The following is a 16,047-nucleotide window of genomic DNA, read 5'->3' as shown; positions in this document are numbered from 1 at the left end:
ACACCGAATAATTCACTGGCTGCCGTTTTTTTTGTCTGCGCCGCGTTGTGTCGGGATTAGCTGAGTCGATCGCCACCCAGCGAATCACGCTGCATCGACTGCAGGTTTTTCTCGATGGTTTCGCAGAGGGTTTCCATCTGGATCTGGTGTTCGCTGTCGCGGAACGGGCTTTGCAGATCGGTGCCGATGCGTTCGATGGCCAGCAGCATGAAGCCCACCACCGTCGAGGCCAGTGGGGTAAACCAGCCTAGGGACTCGACTAGCCCCACCGGCACAATCAGGCAGAACAGCGAAATAAACAGCCGTGGAAAATAGACGTAAGGGTAGGGCAGCGGCGTATTGGCAATCCGCTCCATTCCGCCCTGGCTGTTGGACAGATCAACCAGGGTCGACTCCAGCCGTGCCAGGCGAATACTATCCAGGCGCCCGGCCTTGTATTCCTGGGCCAGCAGCGCCGCGGAACCGTTGAGGATATCGTTGGCAAAGTTATTGGTGGTGCCGCTGCGGGCGAACTCCTCGGCGGGAATAAACGCACGTATCTCGTCCGGACTAGGCTGCCCCCGCAGGTGCGCGGCCAGGCAGTTCACATATGCCACGTGGCGGCGCAGCAGGGTTGATTTCATCGGGTTGACTTCATTGTCCGGGTCATCCAGCAACGTCAGGACCTGCCGCGCAAAGCTACGGGAGTTATTGACCATCGCCCCCCACAACGTGCGCGCTTCCCACCAGCGATTGTAGGCACTGCTGTTGCGAAAACTGATCAGCACCACCAACGCCGAGCCCAGCAACGTCAAAGGCATCAGCGGCAGGTTGATTTTGCTGTTGAGAAACAGCATGAAGTCCACGGTGACGGCTATATCCCAGAGCAGCAACCAGAACAGGGCCCAGCCCACATAGCCCATGGTCTTGATGACCAGACGGTATTTTTTGATGATGGCGGCTTTCAAGCGCGGACCTCGCGGCGAGCGGTGGGCATTAATGCACTAACTCGGACGGTGGTTGCCGGGTAAAGGTTCGGTGGGGCTGCGATCAATGATCATGAGCGGTGAGTGCGAGAACCGGGACGCCGGGTGCGATCATATGACTAAACCGCTGTTGGGGTGAGTCGCGCCGACTGGGGCCCGACGCTGGCTTGAGCCCTGTCCACCAGCCGTTGCACCCACTCGGCATCCTGATTGTTGACCACGGCGTAGCGGTCCGGAGGGAAAAAGGTCCAGTGATGGGCGACCTCGACAAGGCGTTTGAGCTCATCGGCAGACACCCAATAGGGCGTGTCGACCAAGGGCATCGGCGCGCCGCTGAAACGCCGGCCGAGAGCGAGGTTGGTACCGGGGGCAAAGGGGATCGTCAGTTCCTGGCCGGGTTGCATTTGCTTGTCTGGCGAGGGCATTTTCCCAACCCGTCCGTAGCTGAAGTTGCCCGGATATTCATCCTTGAGTACCAGCCAGTGGCCGGCCGTGGTTTTGGCCAGAACCCATTGCGACACACCACTGTCTTGCACGCATTCAAGCTTGCCGTTTGTCCATCGCATGAGGGTGTTGCAGTCCGGATCATAGTCGCAGGACCACAAGCTGGTGCCAGACACCAAGGTATGGCGCTCAAGCTCGACCAGCCCTTGGTCCGGGATGGACTGCCAATAGCGTTTGGTCGGGTCGTGTGTATCGCGCAAAAAGTTGCGTAACACCCAGGCCGCGGTGAAAAGCAGCGTCCCGAGCGCAAGCCAGCCAGAGGCGTCTCCGACAATCCGGTCGACATCCAGGCCAGGAGCGAATAACGATCGATAGAGCAACAGGCCCAGTAAAAACGCGATACCCGGCAGAAGCGGCCCAAAGCACAACGGCGGCAGCAACACCGCGATCCAGCTGAAACGGTGCCCGGATGCGTGCTCACGCGCCCAGGCTTGCTCTTGGGCAAGCATCGGCACCCGTTCGCGCGGGGCAATGCCAGGGTCGGGCGTCTGAAAGCGCATGGACAGTGAGTAGGGGTCATCTCTCATGGATCAAATCATTCCCTTGAAGTCATTGCTTATCGGCGACTTGAATCATTCCTGCAACCCGGATCCAGTTATGACCGATCCAGTATGAGCCGCAAGAATGAAGGAAAAGCGGTCTGACGCTTCCTGCGATTACATTGGGAGCGCTTGGTTCGGGACTACGCTAAATCCATGCGGGTCGTCGATCAATGGTGACCCACTGTTCGCGCTGCATCCGCCCCTGGAGCGCCCAATGCCGCCCATCATCACGCGCCTGGTGGCGCTGTTTGTTCTTTGCCTGACACTTGAAGTCCCAGCCCAGCCCAATGCCTGCCCGGTTGGCGAGAAACAAGTGTGCCTGGATGGCTGCGTCTGTCTGCCGGACCTGGGGCCGCTGCTCGGCCCCTGCCTGATGGCATCTATCAGATCGCGGCACCCGCACTGGCGCTGTGGTTGACCCAAGCCCGCGCCGAAGCAGCCAGCGCCGGCACCCAACCCATTCCACTGCATATCCGGGAGCAACTGCTGCGCTGGTACGACCCCAGTGTCCTCGATGCCGCGCGCTACAAAGTCAGCGACAACGGCCAACTCAATGCCGCCACTGCCATGCTGCAAAACCCCGATGTCGGTGCCGTGACGCTGATCGACATCATTCTCTTCCGGGACGCTCAAACCGCAGAGCAGAACATCCCGCTCTGGGCTCACGAATTAAAGCATGTGCAGCAGTATCGGGAATGGGGGTAGAAGGATTTGCCCAGCGTTATACACAAGATTTCAATGCTGTGGAGGCACCGGCTTATGCCATACAGGCTGAGGTCAGGCGGTGGGTGCGGGAAGGGACTTACTGAAAGATGGTAGTGAAGCTCCGGCGCATTGCGCAACCTGTCCTGCATTTCTTCCAGTACGGCTTCATGCTCCCAGCGTCGACCCCGTCGTTCCTGACTGACTGCTTTTGACCGATTTCTACCTCTCGCGACAGGCTGCTTTCGACCCCAAAGCAGACCTTAGTACGAACCACAACGCTCAACCTCGCACACCAGATGGAACCTAAGCACTTCATCAATGACTTCCTCGCCATACAAACGTAATCTCGCCAGTTCGCTGACCAAAACAAGACAAAAAATCAGGAGTCATTGATGCAACCGATCCGTCTCGGTCTGGTGGGCTACGGCAAGATTGCCCAGGATCAACACGTCCCCGCTATCAACGCCAACCCTGCGTTCCAGTTGGTGTCTGTCGCAACCCAAGGGCAGCCCTGCGCCGGGGTTGAGAACTTTCAGTCTTTGAGCGAGCTGCTGGAAAACGGCCCGCAGGTCGATGCGATTGCGTTTTGCACTCCGCCGCAAGGACGATTCGCTCTGGTGCAGCAAGCGCTGGCCGCTGGCAAACACGTGCTGGTAGAAAAACCGCCGTGCGCCACCTTGGGTGAAGCGATGGCACTGGTGAATCAGGTCGGGGAGCAGGGCGTTAGCGGTTTGTTCGCCTGGCATTCACGCTACGCGCCCGGCATCGAAGCGGCCCGTGACTGGCTGGCCAGCCGCACCCTGCAAAGCGTGCAGATCGACTGGAAGGAAGACGTGCGCAAGTGGCACCCCGGCCAGACATGGATCTGGCAACCCGGCGGCCTGGGCGTCTTCGATCCCGGTATCAATGCCTTGTCGATTGCAACCCATCTATTGGCGCTGCCGCTGTTCGTTGAGTCTGCCGAACTGCGAGTCCCCGGCAACTGCCAGTCGCCTATTGCCGCTTCCATCAAGATGTCTGACGCGCGCCACCTCGATGTCCGCGCGGAGTTTGATTTCGACCACGGTCATGATGAACTCTGGAGCATCGAGATTCGCTGCACCGAAGGCATCCTGCGACTGGACAACGGCGGCGCACTGCTGAGTATTGACGGGGTGCGCCAAGCCGTCTCGGAGGAGGGCGAGTACGCGGCGGTGTATCGACATTTTCAACAGCTGATTGCCGACAAAACCAGTGACCTGGACCTCCAACCGCTGCGACTGGTTGCCGATAGCTTTTTTGTCGGCAGTCGGGCGTTGGTTGAGCCGTTTTACGATTAGAGAAAAGCGAGACAGGTTTATTTACGCTTGGTGGTAATTAAATCTGTCCCCTTATCTCGACCCAATACACGATTAGATCCCAAAAAAGGCGCGCAGAGTGGTGCAAAACATAGACCCAGTGATCGAGACGGAGCGGTTAGTACTTGATGCGCTTGCTCAAAACGACGCAAAAGCTCTATTTGAATATCGTGGGGATCCCACGGTGGCCAGGTACCAAGGCTGGCAACCTTCCAGTGTCAAAGAGGCGGCCGACTTTATTTCAGAGCAGTCGAACATAAAATTTGGCCAAGCCGGCGAGTGGTGCCAGCTTGCCATCCGCAGCAAGCAAACCGGTGAGTTGATCGGCGACTTCGGAGTACGGTTTCCAGCAACGACGGCGGATTCAATCGAGTTCGGTCTATCACTCAGCCCGGCTCATCAGCGCAAAGGGTATGCACGCGAGGCCGTGGTGGCCAGTATCAACCTTGCTTTCCGGCAGTGGGGTTATCGTAGGTTGGTCTGTTCTGTGGACCCTCGCAACAGGGCAAGCGTGGCACTGTTCCGAGCGCTAGATTTCCGTCAAGAGGCTTATCATGTGGAAAGCTACCAACTCCGTGGGGAGTGGGTTGATGACGTGATCTTCGCGATGCTCGCCCGTGAGTGGCCTAGAGAGTTTGGAGTCGACCAGTAGTAATAGCCGTATTCAGGAGGCCAACGGGTATTACGAGCGCGCTCAGATGGTGGCCGAGCCAATTCCCCTGGTGAGAGCTTACGGACACTCTCGAAGGTAACCGTGGTCCAGCCATCAGTCCATGTGATCGGACGGTCGACGACTTGCTTGAATTCACTGTGAGTGTTTACGCCTTAAGCTATCACCTAACGTACTCTATTTTTGTTTTCGAAAAGAGGGACTAAGTTGTCTGGTCTTCGGCAAATAGTGCGAGCTGGTGAGTTGTTCAGCGCCTCCTTAGGGGGCATAGTTTTAGTGCTATGCCCCATTTGATTGATCGGCGGCGGATTGTATTTTGGTGAAAGGTTTTTATGGATTACATGCCGGTGGAGAAGTCCGGTTGGTACATGTCGATATCATTTCGCACTGCTTGCAACGCTTTATCGTAATAACAAAGCATATGCAAAGCCCAGTCGGCACGCGCCCGAAGGCGAATATCATTTTCGTCTTTAGGTTCTCCATTGTTCAGCATACTTTCAACTTGCCTGACAATCAGATGCTCCGGAAGGTAGGTAATCCGGCAATTTTTATAACTGGATCCACGTAACTCAGCGATAGGATAGGCGCCCCCTAAACCGGCCGAAACCCCTACCAATAGCGCTGGCTTATGTCCCAATTCGGCGAGACCGGCATAAAGGAAGAAGTTTTTTAAGGCTGGGCAAGCCATGCCGTTCCACTCTGGGCTGATAACAACCAGCGCTGTTGCTTTTTTAAGGATTGACTGCTGTATGCTCCAGACGTTGTCAGTATCTTTTTCCGGCCAAAGTGGTAGTCGACTTGATGCTAAGTCTATTAGGTTGATTGACTCGCAAAGTTCTAATTTTTCTAATCGGTTTCGCAGATAATTGGCGACCTTCACTGATTGGCTGTGTGATCTATTTGATCCAGACAGCAGAACGATATGGCTACTCATCGTGCGACCTTCTGCTCAGCATTCACCGTCGGCGCCACACGACGGGATCGAACAACTGGCCAGAATAATTCCTCTTTCCAACTGATCGGCGACAAGTGCTCGATACCATAAGCTGGTGGACGACGGCGCGTAATCTTTGCCGTCCCGAACAGTACATCCCAAAGAAACAACATGTTGCCAAAATTACCTTTGTAATGCGTGACGCCATCCTCAGCAGTCAAACCGTGATGTGCAGAGTGAGTGGATGGCGTAGAGAAGGTGCGCTCCAATATCCAGACAAGAGGGCGTAAAGCAGGGATGCGGTAAAGTTTATCGTCCCAGGCGACACTGCTGTGCGCCGCAAAAATCACGGTCATTTTCAAGATCAAATAAACGTAATAAATCGGGGCGAGACCAAGATAAATTAGAACACCGGAAAGCCAGATGCCCGGCATCAGCAGATAGTAAAAACTGTTATTGCGATAGACGATGCGAATACTCATGTAAGGAGCTGAGTGGTGAGCGCGATGCAGGGCATATAGCGCGGGGATGCGGTGAGTCAGGCGGTGCCACCAATACTGGGTCATGTCATCCAGCAGTAAAAACAACACAAATCCGGCAATCCATGGGATCTCGGCCAACGCGTCTTTCTTATCTGGCAGAAGCTGATTTAAGATCATGCCACTTAGCCACATCACCAAAGGAAACGTGATGGCTACCATTATGCTAGACCCGAAGACCTCAATCAGCACGTCACGTTTGCTACTTGACGCCTGGCGAAACGATGAGCAAGCAAGCTCTATTAAAACGAAGGCAAGGAAAATTCCGGCCACGATAAAGGTTGGGTTGTTGGCGAGCATTGTTGTATTCATGGCACTCTCGATTTAGGCCCTTGCGGGCAATGCCAAATAATTAGAAACCAGGAGCTCGGCGCCCCCAATGCGTGAATCGGACAGAGTTGAGCTAGAACCGGCCAATCGCTCGAACCAGCGTTTTCATCGCGGCAAGCTCGGTCAGGTGTTGGAGCGTTTTCTCGACAGCCAAGCCCAGCATAAAAGTGCAGATTACAGTCTGGTGGAGTTGGATCAGCTATGGCGTGAGGCGGCGCGTATTGACCCCGCCATTGGCCTGAAACTGTTCACACTGTTCACACCTCAGGACTGGCACGTACTAGTTTATCTGTGCCTGTACAGTCCAGACGTTGCCTCTGCACTGCAGTACTGGGCCCGTTACGCACCGCTGGCATCGGATGCGGACAGTGTCAGGTTGGTGAATGACGAAAACGGCTTTGGGGTAGAGCTGGGCGTCGACGCACCGGGTGAGCTGAGGCGCTATGTCACCGAGCACTACGGCGTCATGTTTATAACCCAACTGCAGCGCGGAACTGGCCAGGAAGTTTGTCCAGTGCTGGCAAAATTTACCCATTCGCGTCCGTCGTATTACAAGCAATACGCGCATTCGTTTGGAGAGCGGATTGAGTTTGACTGCCCGACTAGCTGCTTTTACTTTGATTCTCGTAGCCTGGGTCTTCCGATGCTTACTCGACATAACGGTATGCTGGAGCTGCTGACTCAGGAACTAGACCGGCGGATTGCGGTGTATCGAAATTTCAGCGGCTGGGCCGCCAAGGTGGCGGCAGGGGCGCGACGGGCATTATCGCGAGGTGAGCCCCCGAATCTGGAAAATCTGGCAAAGACTCTTCACCAGACACCGCGCACTTTACGTAGACGCCTGGAAGAGCAAGGCACGACATTCCGGCATTTGCTTGATCAGGTCCGCGCAGAACTGGAACTGCATCTGGAATTGCAGGGAGAATCTCGAGCAGATATTGCTGACCAGTTAGGCTATAGCGATTTGACTGCCTATCTCCACGCCCGTAATAGATGGCGCGTAAAAGTGTAAAGGCATCGTTATCTAAAGGCGATTCAGCGTAGGTATAGATCTGAGAGCCATTCAGGCGTCGTTAGAGCAATCCTTTTGCACAGTTCTGACCTCCTTGGCCGGACAGCGACGGTCTAGCATCGACCGTCGCAGTGGCTGGTCAGACTTCCGTCTGTTCCGCCATTTCCAGGGCGTCATCGACCTCAATTCCGAGGTGTCTGACGGTGCTTTCAAGCTTCGTATGACCAAGCAGGAGTTGAACAGCTCTCAGGTTTTTCGTCCTGCGATAGATCAGCGATGCCTTGGTTCTCCGTAGCGTGTGGGTACCGTACATGGTTGGGTCAAGGCCAATGGCTGTGACCCACGCTTTGACTATTCGAGCGTATTGCCTGGTGGAGAGATGATCTGAACCGTGCAACCGGGTCCGAATCAAGAAATCCTCACTGCGGAGGCGTGCCAGATGCATCCAAGCCTCCAGAACCGTTCGGGTTTGCTCTGTGATTTCAAATTGCACAGGCTGCTGAGTTTTCTGCTGCATCACGATGGCCCAGATATCTCTCACTCGGAGCGGGGCTTTCTGCCCGACAAGCTTTCCCTTGTTCCAAGGTTGATAGTTGTATGTGGCAATTGTGTTCATGACTTGTCCTCCAGGTTGAGGGAGGACAAGGGTGGATCAGTTACAGTGCGTGGGGAGCGCTATCCGACCCATAGCCGACTTTCCCGGTAATCCGTGAAGAACCTTATTTTTGCCATTGAGGACCAGGCGATGAGCTCTAGCCATCACTCCGGTGCCATCAGAACAGCGAGCGTCATCTTGATGAACTCTTCGTTCTTGTCGATGGTGTCCGGGGCGCCGTGCACGTTGTTGGCGACGTCGGCCGAGCCGCGCGCCTCAACCCAGCTCGATAGCTCTATGATGGCTGCTTCAATGGCGAACTGGTTCTCGTAAGTGGGATAGCCAGCCGCCCATGTCAATAAATTCAATCGGAAAGTTGCTTGGTTCTAAAGCGCATCAAATCGACTTTGCAGGAACTTAAAATATCTCCAGCGCCCGAGCCACCCATCACCGAGTCACCTTCCCATTGACACTGAGCCTCCTTGAACTTCTCGAAAGCCTTCTGAGAGGCGAGCAGCGAGGCAAGGGCTTTGGCCGTCGCACTCGAATCGATTTCCTTTGTCTTGGCTTCCAGTTTTTTGTAGGCGATATTCATTTGTGACGTGACTTCGCGAGTCTTACGCTCAAGGCAAGGCTGCAACGCTGTCCGGGGCTGATCGCCAATGGTGTTGTAGCATTCGTTCAATGCTCCAGCTTGAGTGTCGCTGGTCACTGCAGTTTTTGCTGCGATGGTAGTAGGCGTAGATGCCATATTGACCGCGCCATTTGTGATTGGATTCACATCAGGTTTCGCGGGTACTTGAGCGAATGCCGTACCAATGGCAAATGTAGTCGCTACAACGACCACAGAAATGAGTTTTCTCATTTTTATCTATCCTTTGGAAAGCATTTTTCGAGGGGCAGAAACAACTTTGAATGCTAGGCCCATTGTGTACTACGTACGCAGGATTAGACTCATTGAGGTCGAGTAGCGCTCACTGCCCCAGCGCCTGTTTGACTGCATCTTGGGCAAGCTGTTCAACGCTGCTAAGAAGAAGCATCAGCAACAGTTTTGGCGTCCGGCAAATACATCACCGCCATGGGGCTGGATGGGTGCGTCGGCCAAGCTCTGATTGACGCCAAGCAATCGGGCCGTGACTCGTGCGTCGCCATTAAGGCTGTCATTTCCTGGGACGCCTTTGCCGAGCAAGTCATCGAGGGGTGGTTGGCGCTGATCCCTGCGTTGTCTCATACCCTGTTAAAAGACGGTGAGATAAATCTATGCCTTCGAAGCTGAATGTCTGCTTTTGGCCCAGAGTGTGTAAAAACGCTTCGCCAAAATTGAAGTGTTCGCGTCTACGTTAAATCTGAAATTTATCGGCACGTCAGCAGATGTGGATTTCGCGTAGGAGCGCGATTTTCAGTCCGGTTTTGAGTACCTGTCGCGCTCAAAAACGTTTTTACACAGCCTCGGCCGAAAGCCGCCCGTCATGAACGCCGACGTTCGACCCCATAAGCCGGTGCGTCGCCATGGAAGCTGCGCTAACGCTTTTAATCCGTCATCCCGTCACGGAGTCATAGCGTTAGCGCGTAGCAGATCTCAGAAATACACCAGCGCTTCCACAGTTCCGGTCAGTTGGTTACGCGCATCACCGTTACCAAACGGGCGAGCATCGTCGCGGCCATTGAACCAGTCGTAGCGTAGCTCCGGACGCAGCGACAGGTACTTGTTGAAGTCGTAGCGCAGGCCCGTTGTCAGCGCATTGAACGCGCCTCGTGACGTGGAGGAGGGGAACAGAATGTAGCCGTCCGGATCGTCGAAATGCTCGGCCCGCACGGAGAACGCCAAGTCTTTGCGTTGCTGGTAGGTCAACACCACGTTGGCGCCCCACCAGTGCGCCCCATCAAAACCGGGACCGGTGACGATGTCCACGGTCGAGGCTTTGCCGTCGCCCGCTTGACGGCCGTAGACCATTTCCCCGCCCATTGACCACTTTTCATCGAATCGATGCCAGCCATTGAGCGAGTGCTGCTGCTTGAACTGGCCGTCGCTGGAAATCAGCCGACCGCGAGGTGTTTGTATGTCGTTGCGGCTGTCGTTTTGTGAATCACCGACGAGAAATTCATAGTCGATCCAGGTGTTCATGTCGGGCGTGCGCCAGCGTAGTGCTCCCAGCAATGCCTTGCTGTCGTTGTTGTCGCGCAGATTGCCTTGGCCCTGAATCACGCCTAACTCGGCACCGAGCAACATGCTTGAGTTATTGACTAGACGTTTGCCCAGCAGGAACCCGGAAACCGCTCCGGACTCGGTCATAAAGGCATAGGTGCGGCTGGCAAACGGGTTGCGCGCGGCACGGATGTTGGGTGGGATTTCGTAGCCGAGCCCTGGGCCAAAGATGCCGGCGATTGCGGTAAAGCCGCCGGCATAAGGTAGGTAGGCCGTGGCGGCGATGTTGGGCACGGCGAGGAAGTTTTGCTTGTCGCGTCGGGCCTTGTCCGCATCGTCGTCGCCCGGAGAGTTTATTCCCCAGTGCATGTCCCAGCCGTAGGTACGGGCCTGCTGCGCATTGCGACCGTAGGCGGTCTCGAGCGTGAAGCCGAAAGAGGCTTCAGTGGGGGCCGGGCCCGGTAAGGGCGTGATACGCGGGATGAAATTGGCCTTCAACGCTTTGTCGGCAAACAGGTGAAGGGTGCCGAGTTCAAAGCCTTCGTCGCCGAATCCGGCCACGGGGGTGTTGGTCTGTCCGGACTCGCGATCCTCATGGGATGAGTTGTTGTTGCGAGAGTAACCGGCGTCCACCAGGCCGGACACCTTGATGCCATAGTCGCGCTCCAGCGAGTCACCGAACAGGCCGCGAAATACAGTGCCTTCTCCGACGTCGGCAGGTTCGCCCGCCAGGCAATGACCCGTGGCGAGGACGAACAGAACCGCACCAAACGATTTGACGTTGATGTTCTTCATGAGTTTTCTCTTGTTTTTATTAGGGGTGGCTACCTACAGGCCGCTTCGTAAAGCTCTTATTGGGTGACCGGTACAGCCGTTGTTCGATTCAGGCGCCAGAAGCCGATGATGCCGATGGCCGCGATGCTGGCGGGAACGGCTGCGGCCACCAGCAGGTCACTCGTCGACCACTGCAGATGCAGCAGAGTGGCGCCGATGAAAGGACCGCAAATGCCCCCCAGGCGACCGAGTCCCAGCGTCCAGCCAGTACCGGTGGCGCGCAGAGCAGTCGGATAAAAGGTAGAGGTCATGGCGTTCAGTGCCGCTTGGCCGCCGAGGATGCCGAAGCCGGCGACCGCAGTGGTCACGTAAGCCAGATTGATCGAGGTGTAGTACTGACTGAACAGAACGATGGCCACGGCAGAGACGATGAAGGTGGGAACCAACACGGCGCCGAAGCCGCGTCGGTCGACAAACCAGCCGAGTAGCCAACCGCCCGCAAGTCCACCCAGCCACATGGAGGTCCCCGCCAACACCGCTTGCGACGGCGTATGGCCGGCACCACTCATCAGCACCGGAGTCCAGGAAGCGAGGAAGTATACGCAGAGCATATTCATGAAGTTGATCAGCCACAGCAGCAACGTGCCGGGCAGTCTGCCGTCCGCAAACAGGTGAGTGAGCGAGAGGCCTTTTTTACGCGGCTCTGCAATTACCAGGATCGTCTGTTCGTTGATCTGCAGGCCAGGTTCAATACGCATGAGGATGGCCCGCACGCGGTCGAGTTGGCGTCCGCACAGAACGCACCACTGCAGCGATTCGGGGAGTGCGAAGAACATCAGCACACCCACACACAGTGGGGCGACGGCACCCAAATAGAAAACCGCTTGCCAGCCATACTGCGGAATCAGTGCGGCAGCGAGGGCGCCGCCGACCAGACCTCCCACGACCATTCCCGATGACACCAGAGTCAACAGCATCACACGGTTGTGCCGGGGGGCATATTCCGTCACCAGGGTGGCGACGTTAGGCACGATTGCACCCATGGCGATCCCGGTAAGAAAGCGCAGTGCCAATAGTCCGTCCACCGTCGTGGTGTGAGCGGTGAAGTACATCAGAAACGTCATCACTAACGAGGCGGTCACCAATACTGGCCGGCGACCGATAAGGTCGGCTATCGAACCCAAAGCAAGCGAACCTATCAACATGCCTAGCATGCTGATGCTGAACACCGGCCCCAGGTTGGCTTTGGGAATGCCCCATTCAGTGATGAGGCTGGGCGCGGCATAAGCCATGGCTTGAATGTCGAACCCATCGACGACCATGCACAGGAAGCACTGTACGAGCACAAGCACCTGAAAGGCGCCCAAGCGACTCCTTTCGACGATCGCGCAGATGTCGAGTTGATTGTTCACGAGTGAATACCTCTGTTGTAATTATTTTCGGTAGTGGCGCTGTTCGGGACGCAGGATCAAAGCGGTTGTTGGCTGCGAGAAAATCTCTGTTGTGAAGTGGGCGATAGCGGGTTATTAGTCAGCGAGCCACGCGCTGGCCTCGGCCCGCATGGTCAGTTCAAGGTCGCTGCCGCGGGTGGCGAATACCCGATTGAGCGGGAAGCCGCTTTTTTCCAGAAGGTAGGCAAGCGGCGCGTACTCGCGCGGGTAGCGCGCCACGGTTTCACGATCAATCTCAATCAGGCCTTGGGGGAAGGTGAAGCCGCCCATGTCATAGATGCTCTGGCGCTTGACCAGCTTCCACAGACCTCGGCGTTTCTCGACAAGGTCGTAGAAACGGTTGTGCACGCTGCAACCCAGATCCAACCGGACGTTTTCGCCAACAATTACCGCGTTGGTTTCAACGATGGCCTTGCTGCCATTGATGGTGACCACTGGCGTGCCGATCAGGTGTTTGGTACGCAAGTCGGACTTGCCCATGCGCTTTGAACCTTCGACGAACTCGGCAAACGGTCCTTCAAACCAAGTGACTTCTATCGTCCCGTCGGGGTGGGCAAGGTTGGACAGTTGATCCCATTGGCCTAAATCGCGATGGATCCAGCCGGTAATCAGGTCGGTAATTTGGAGGCGGTCTTCCAGGTAAGTCTGCATGCGGTGTCCTTGGCGGGCGGTGGGGTGTTGATGCCAGCATCTTCCCCTGGACAGATAACTTCAAATAGATTGATATGAACGATCGATCACTATTTATGATGGGTAAAGGCACTTATGGATTTGCGTCATTTGCGTTATTTCCTTGCTGTCGCAGATGAAGGCCATTTCGGCCGGGCAGCTCAGCGTCTGCACATTGTTCAGTCCGCGTTGAGCATGCAGATCCGCGCCCTGGAGGAGGAACTCGGTGGTCCTTTGTTCCTTCGTACGAGTCGTCGCGTAGAACTCACGGAGGCCGGTGTGTTGTTGCGTGCCGAAGCACAGCGCACCCTCGATCAGGCGGCGCATGCCCAGCGCGTGGTGCAGCGTTCGCTACGTGGAGAGATGGGCAGCGTGCGAATCGGCTTCGCAGGCAACGCTGTGTTCAGCGGCCGGTTGATGGCTGACGTTCGTGCCTTTCGCGCGGCTTATCCGGACGCGGAAGTCATCCTCCGCGAGCTGGCGCCGCAGCTACAGGTCGAAGCCATTCAGAGCGGTCAATTGGACTTGGGTTATGCGCCGAGTCACGGCGGTCAGGCCCTCGACAGCGCCTTGTTATTCGAGCGCATCGGCACTTGGCCCTTAGTGGTTGCATTACCCGAAGACCACCCGTTGGCGAAGCAGCCAACGTTGCGCGTGCCAATGCTGGGCGCGGAGTCGTTGATCATTTATGCCGCTCACGGCGCAGATGAATACATGCTGGCCGGGCTGCGCAAGGTATTGGGGCGCGAGCCGAAGGTTCAACGGACCACCAGCACGTTAAGCGTGCTCGCGCTGGTTGCTTCCGGCATGGGGGTTGCGATGGTGCCTGCGCCGTTGATGCAGGTCAGCATTCCGGGCCTGACCTACCGAACATTCGACGACGTAGAACCTCACACCGACTTGCTACTCATCAGCCGCGCCAACGAAACCGGCGGTGCGGTGCGCGCATTTCTGAGGGTTGCACATCAAGGCACAGTGGCACCAGCAACGTTGTGATTGTTGGCGCGGGGGCAATGAAGCTGGCTCGCCGTCGACCCTCCCGGCCTCAAGCCGCGTTCAACTTGCCGTATTGGCCAGAGAAGAACAGTAGCGGCCGCGCCTGTTCTGCTTCAACAAGTTCGACCACCTCAGCGATATACAGTTGGTGGTCGCCAGCCGCATGGATCTGGACCACCCGAGCAACAATGTGGGCCAGGCTGCCCTCGATGATTGGCACGCCCTGAACCTTGTTCATGGCCACGTTCAATCCCTCGACGGCACGCCCGGCAAAGTGGCCGCTAAGGTGCTCCTGTTGTTCGGTCAAAAAGTTCACGCCGTAACAGTCGCCTTGCTTAATGTGGTTGCAAAAGCGTGACTCGTTCTTGATCGACACCAGGATCAGTTGCGGCTCCAGCGACACCGACAGGAACGCATTGGCCGTCATACCCGCCGGTTGGTTTTCCCGTTCGTAGGTCACCACTGTTACACCCGTGGCAAAGCGGCCCATCACGCGGCGAAACTTGGCAGCGTCATTGTGTGCGTTATTCATTGTCATTCTCCATTAGTTTGCCGAGCGGCCAGTGCGCGTGGCCGCTGCCTGAATCGTGCATTTACACCAGAGGTGTATTGGCCTCTTTGCCACACAGGATTCGCCCAAACAGTTCCAGGTTGGTGGAGGTGCACACCACACCGTGCAGATTGGCCACTCTGGCGTCGCGCCACAGGCGGTTGAACGGGTTGGAAGTACCCGCCAGCGAACCGCCGCTGGCTGTGGCCAGCAGATCGACGCCTTCCCAGATCAACTGGCTGGCATAACCGGTGTCGCGACGGATGCGCGCGCGGGTTTGTCGGTCCATAGACGAGCCGCGAGCGGCATAGGTGTCGATTTCGTCCACGCAGCGCTCCACCACCAGCCGTGCAGCATCGAACTTGGCCGAGGCTTCACCGACCTGCAGGTGGGTCACTGCAGCTTCGTCCTGTTGGCTGTACCAGGTGTACTGAATGCCGCGGCCGGGCAGTTTGGCGAGAAAAGTTTCCAGTGCTGCCTTGGCGATGCCCAGGGCCGGAAACACCAGGATGATGGCCAGCAGCGGGATGAACGCTCCACGATAAAGCGCTTTACCTTGCAGGTGTGTGGACGCGTAATCGCCGGCGATTGCTTTGGATACCGAAGCGATGCGCTCATCGGGTACAAACAGATTTTTTACCGACACCGAGGTACTGCCGCTACCGCGTAGTGCCATGGTGTCCCAATCGTGCAACAGGGTGATGTCCTGGATCGGGATGAGCGCCAGCCCCTGGTCCACGGTTTCACCCGCTTCGTTGACGATCGGAATCCCCAGCAGGTCCCACTGTGCGTGGTACACGCCGCTGTTGAATCCCCACAGGCCTTCTTCGATGAGGATACCGCCTGCCTGGCGCTTGACCTTAGCTTTGCGTGGCGACAGCACACCACTGCTGCGCACCTTGCCGCCGCTGGCGAAGATGGGGTCGCTGACCGCTTTGGGATATAGGGTTGCGACCATCCAGTTACAAATATTGATCAGCGCGCAGGCCCAGCCGGCCGAGGCATCTCCACGGCCGATTTCGCTGACCACTTCCATGTAGGTTCTGACGCTGGTTTGCAGGCCGCCATGCTGGCGTGGAATCATCAGGTCGAAGGCGCCGATGGCGTCGAGGTCGGCCACAGTGTTTTCGGGCAGACGGGCCAGTTCATCGACTTCACGGGTACGCGAACGCAAGGTCTCGACCAAACCGCTGGCGCGGGCAATAAGATCGCTGCTATCGATGTGGGCATTGACAACCGCATTGTGGAGGACGGAATTCATGGCTTTTCCTGTTATTGGGATTGTTTGGATGAGCATGTGACACAATAGTGACGAATCCGTCACGGTG

Annotated in this window: 16 protein-coding genes and 2 pseudogenes; 6 read left to right on the top strand and 12 right to left on the bottom strand. The window is 56.6% G+C overall.

Annotated elements, in window-relative coordinates:
- Window positions 1-56 precede the first annotated feature (56 nt).
- Both RHM58_RS29225 and RHM58_RS29220 read right to left on the bottom strand, forming a co-directional pair.
- The gene (locus RHM58_RS29225) at window positions 57-947 is read right to left on the bottom strand and encodes a bestrophin family protein (protein WP_322268914.1); all 891 of its coding nucleotides are present in this window, start codon (window positions 945-947) and stop codon (window positions 57-59) included.
- Between the two features lie 137 nt (window positions 948-1,084).
- Window positions 1,085-1,996 carry a hypothetical protein gene (locus RHM58_RS29220; protein WP_322268913.1) on the bottom strand — a complete coding sequence of 304 codons (912 nt, stop codon included), beginning with the start codon at window positions 1,994-1,996 and terminating at the stop codon, window positions 1,085-1,087.
- A gap of 229 nt (window positions 1,997-2,225) precedes the next feature.
- On the opposite strand from RHM58_RS29220, the pseudogene RHM58_RS29215 reads away from it, so the two are divergent.
- The 3 genes and pseudogenes from RHM58_RS29215 to RHM58_RS29205 all read left to right on the top strand — a co-directional run bounded on the left by RHM58_RS29215 (window position 2,226) and on the right by RHM58_RS29205 (window position 4,705).
- Window positions 2,226-2,820: pseudogene (locus tag RHM58_RS29215) on the top strand (eCIS core domain-containing protein).
- Window positions 2,821-3,108: 288 nt separating this feature from the next.
- A complete protein-coding gene (locus RHM58_RS29210) occupies window positions 3,109-4,035 on the top strand; it encodes a Gfo/Idh/MocA family protein (RefSeq protein ID WP_201256425.1) in 927 nt (308 codons plus the stop codon).
- A gap of 100 nt (window positions 4,036-4,135) precedes the next feature.
- On the top strand, window positions 4,136-4,705 hold the full coding sequence (locus RHM58_RS29205; RefSeq protein ID WP_201256426.1) for a GNAT family N-acetyltransferase: 570 nt from the start codon (window positions 4,136-4,138) through the stop codon (window positions 4,703-4,705).
- A 355-nt stretch (window positions 4,706-5,060) separates the two neighbouring features.
- Here the strand turns inward: RHM58_RS29205 and RHM58_RS29200 are convergent, their stop codons facing one another.
- Both RHM58_RS29200 and RHM58_RS29195 read right to left on the bottom strand, forming a co-directional pair.
- The gene (locus RHM58_RS29200) at window positions 5,061-5,657 is read right to left on the bottom strand and encodes an NADPH-dependent FMN reductase (protein WP_201256427.1); all 597 of its coding nucleotides are present in this window, start codon (window positions 5,655-5,657) and stop codon (window positions 5,061-5,063) included.
- Window positions 5,654-6,508 (bottom strand): sterol desaturase family protein, encoded by an 855-nt coding sequence (locus RHM58_RS29195; protein ID WP_201256428.1) that lies wholly within the window; start codon window positions 6,506-6,508, stop codon window positions 5,654-5,656. The genes RHM58_RS29200 and RHM58_RS29195 overlap by 4 nt, the downstream gene beginning before the upstream one ends.
- A gap of 67 nt (window positions 6,509-6,575) precedes the next feature.
- On the opposite strand from RHM58_RS29195, the gene RHM58_RS29190 reads away from it, so the two are divergent.
- Window positions 6,576-7,538 carry an AraC family transcriptional regulator ligand-binding domain-containing protein gene (locus tag RHM58_RS29190; RefSeq protein WP_201256429.1) on the top strand — a complete coding sequence of 321 codons (963 nt, stop codon included), beginning with the start codon at window positions 6,576-6,578 and terminating at the stop codon, window positions 7,536-7,538.
- A gap of 139 nt (window positions 7,539-7,677) precedes the next feature.
- On the opposite strand, the gene RHM58_RS29185 is transcribed toward RHM58_RS29190, so the two are convergent.
- From RHM58_RS29185 to RHM58_RS29175, 3 genes are all read right to left on the bottom strand, one after another.
- Window positions 7,678-8,154, bottom strand: coding sequence for a tyrosine-type recombinase/integrase (locus RHM58_RS29185; RefSeq protein WP_322268912.1), 477 nt, complete (start codon window positions 8,152-8,154; stop codon window positions 7,678-7,680).
- Between the two features lie 143 nt (window positions 8,155-8,297).
- Entirely contained in the window at window positions 8,298-8,501 is a 204-nt protein-coding gene (locus RHM58_RS29180; protein WP_322268911.1) for a hypothetical protein, read from the bottom strand.
- Window positions 8,498-8,998 carry a lysozyme inhibitor LprI family protein gene (locus tag RHM58_RS29175; RefSeq protein WP_322268910.1) on the bottom strand — a complete coding sequence of 167 codons (501 nt, stop codon included), beginning with the start codon at window positions 8,996-8,998 and terminating at the stop codon, window positions 8,498-8,500. The genes RHM58_RS29180 and RHM58_RS29175 overlap by 4 nt, the downstream gene beginning before the upstream one ends.
- Before the next feature lie 124 nt (window positions 8,999-9,122).
- On the opposite strand from RHM58_RS29175, the pseudogene RHM58_RS29170 reads away from it, so the two are divergent.
- Window positions 9,123-9,403, top strand: a pseudogene (locus RHM58_RS29170) (hypothetical protein); the annotation flags it as partial.
- A 309-nt stretch (window positions 9,404-9,712) separates the two neighbouring features.
- Here the strand turns inward: RHM58_RS29170 and RHM58_RS29165 are convergent.
- The 3 genes from RHM58_RS29165 to RHM58_RS29155 form a co-directional block, all read right to left on the bottom strand.
- A complete protein-coding gene (locus RHM58_RS29165) occupies window positions 9,713-11,074 on the bottom strand; it encodes an outer membrane beta-barrel protein (RefSeq protein WP_322268909.1) in 1,362 nt (453 codons plus the stop codon).
- A gap of 56 nt (window positions 11,075-11,130) precedes the next feature.
- The gene (locus RHM58_RS29160; RefSeq protein WP_322268908.1) at window positions 11,131-12,465 is read right to left on the bottom strand and encodes an MFS transporter; all 1,335 of its coding nucleotides are present in this window, start codon (window positions 12,463-12,465) and stop codon (window positions 11,131-11,133) included.
- 114 nt (window positions 12,466-12,579) lie between these two features.
- Window positions 12,580-13,155 carry a nuclear transport factor 2 family protein gene (locus RHM58_RS29155; protein ID WP_322268907.1) on the bottom strand — a complete coding sequence of 192 codons (576 nt, stop codon included), beginning with the start codon at window positions 13,153-13,155 and terminating at the stop codon, window positions 12,580-12,582.
- Window positions 13,156-13,269: 114 nt separating this feature from the next.
- Between RHM58_RS29155 and RHM58_RS29150 the strand changes: the two genes are divergently transcribed.
- Window positions 13,270-14,169, top strand: a complete 900-nt coding sequence (locus tag RHM58_RS29150; protein ID WP_322268906.1) for a LysR substrate-binding domain-containing protein — start codon at window positions 13,270-13,272, stop codon at window positions 14,167-14,169.
- Between the two features lie 49 nt (window positions 14,170-14,218).
- Here RHM58_RS29150 and RHM58_RS29145 read toward each other — a convergent pair whose 3' ends face one another.
- Together RHM58_RS29145 and RHM58_RS29140 are read right to left on the bottom strand one after the other, a co-directional pair.
- A complete protein-coding gene (locus RHM58_RS29145) occupies window positions 14,219-14,701 on the bottom strand; it encodes a flavin reductase family protein (protein ID WP_242485784.1) in 483 nt (160 codons plus the stop codon).
- Between the two features lie 61 nt (window positions 14,702-14,762).
- Window positions 14,763-15,980 carry an acyl-CoA dehydrogenase family protein gene (locus RHM58_RS29140; protein WP_322268905.1) on the bottom strand — a complete coding sequence of 406 codons (1,218 nt, stop codon included), beginning with the start codon at window positions 15,978-15,980 and terminating at the stop codon, window positions 14,763-14,765.
- Between the last annotated feature and the right edge of the window lie 67 nt (window positions 15,981-16,047).

It is taken from the genome of Pseudomonas sp. 10S4 (genome assembly GCF_034344865.1).
GTDB lineage: Bacteria > Pseudomonadota > Gammaproteobacteria > Pseudomonadales > Pseudomonadaceae > Aquipseudomonas.
The sequence above is the reverse complement of the archived record's forward strand: the minus strand, read 5'-3'. Positions and strand labels throughout refer to the sequence as shown.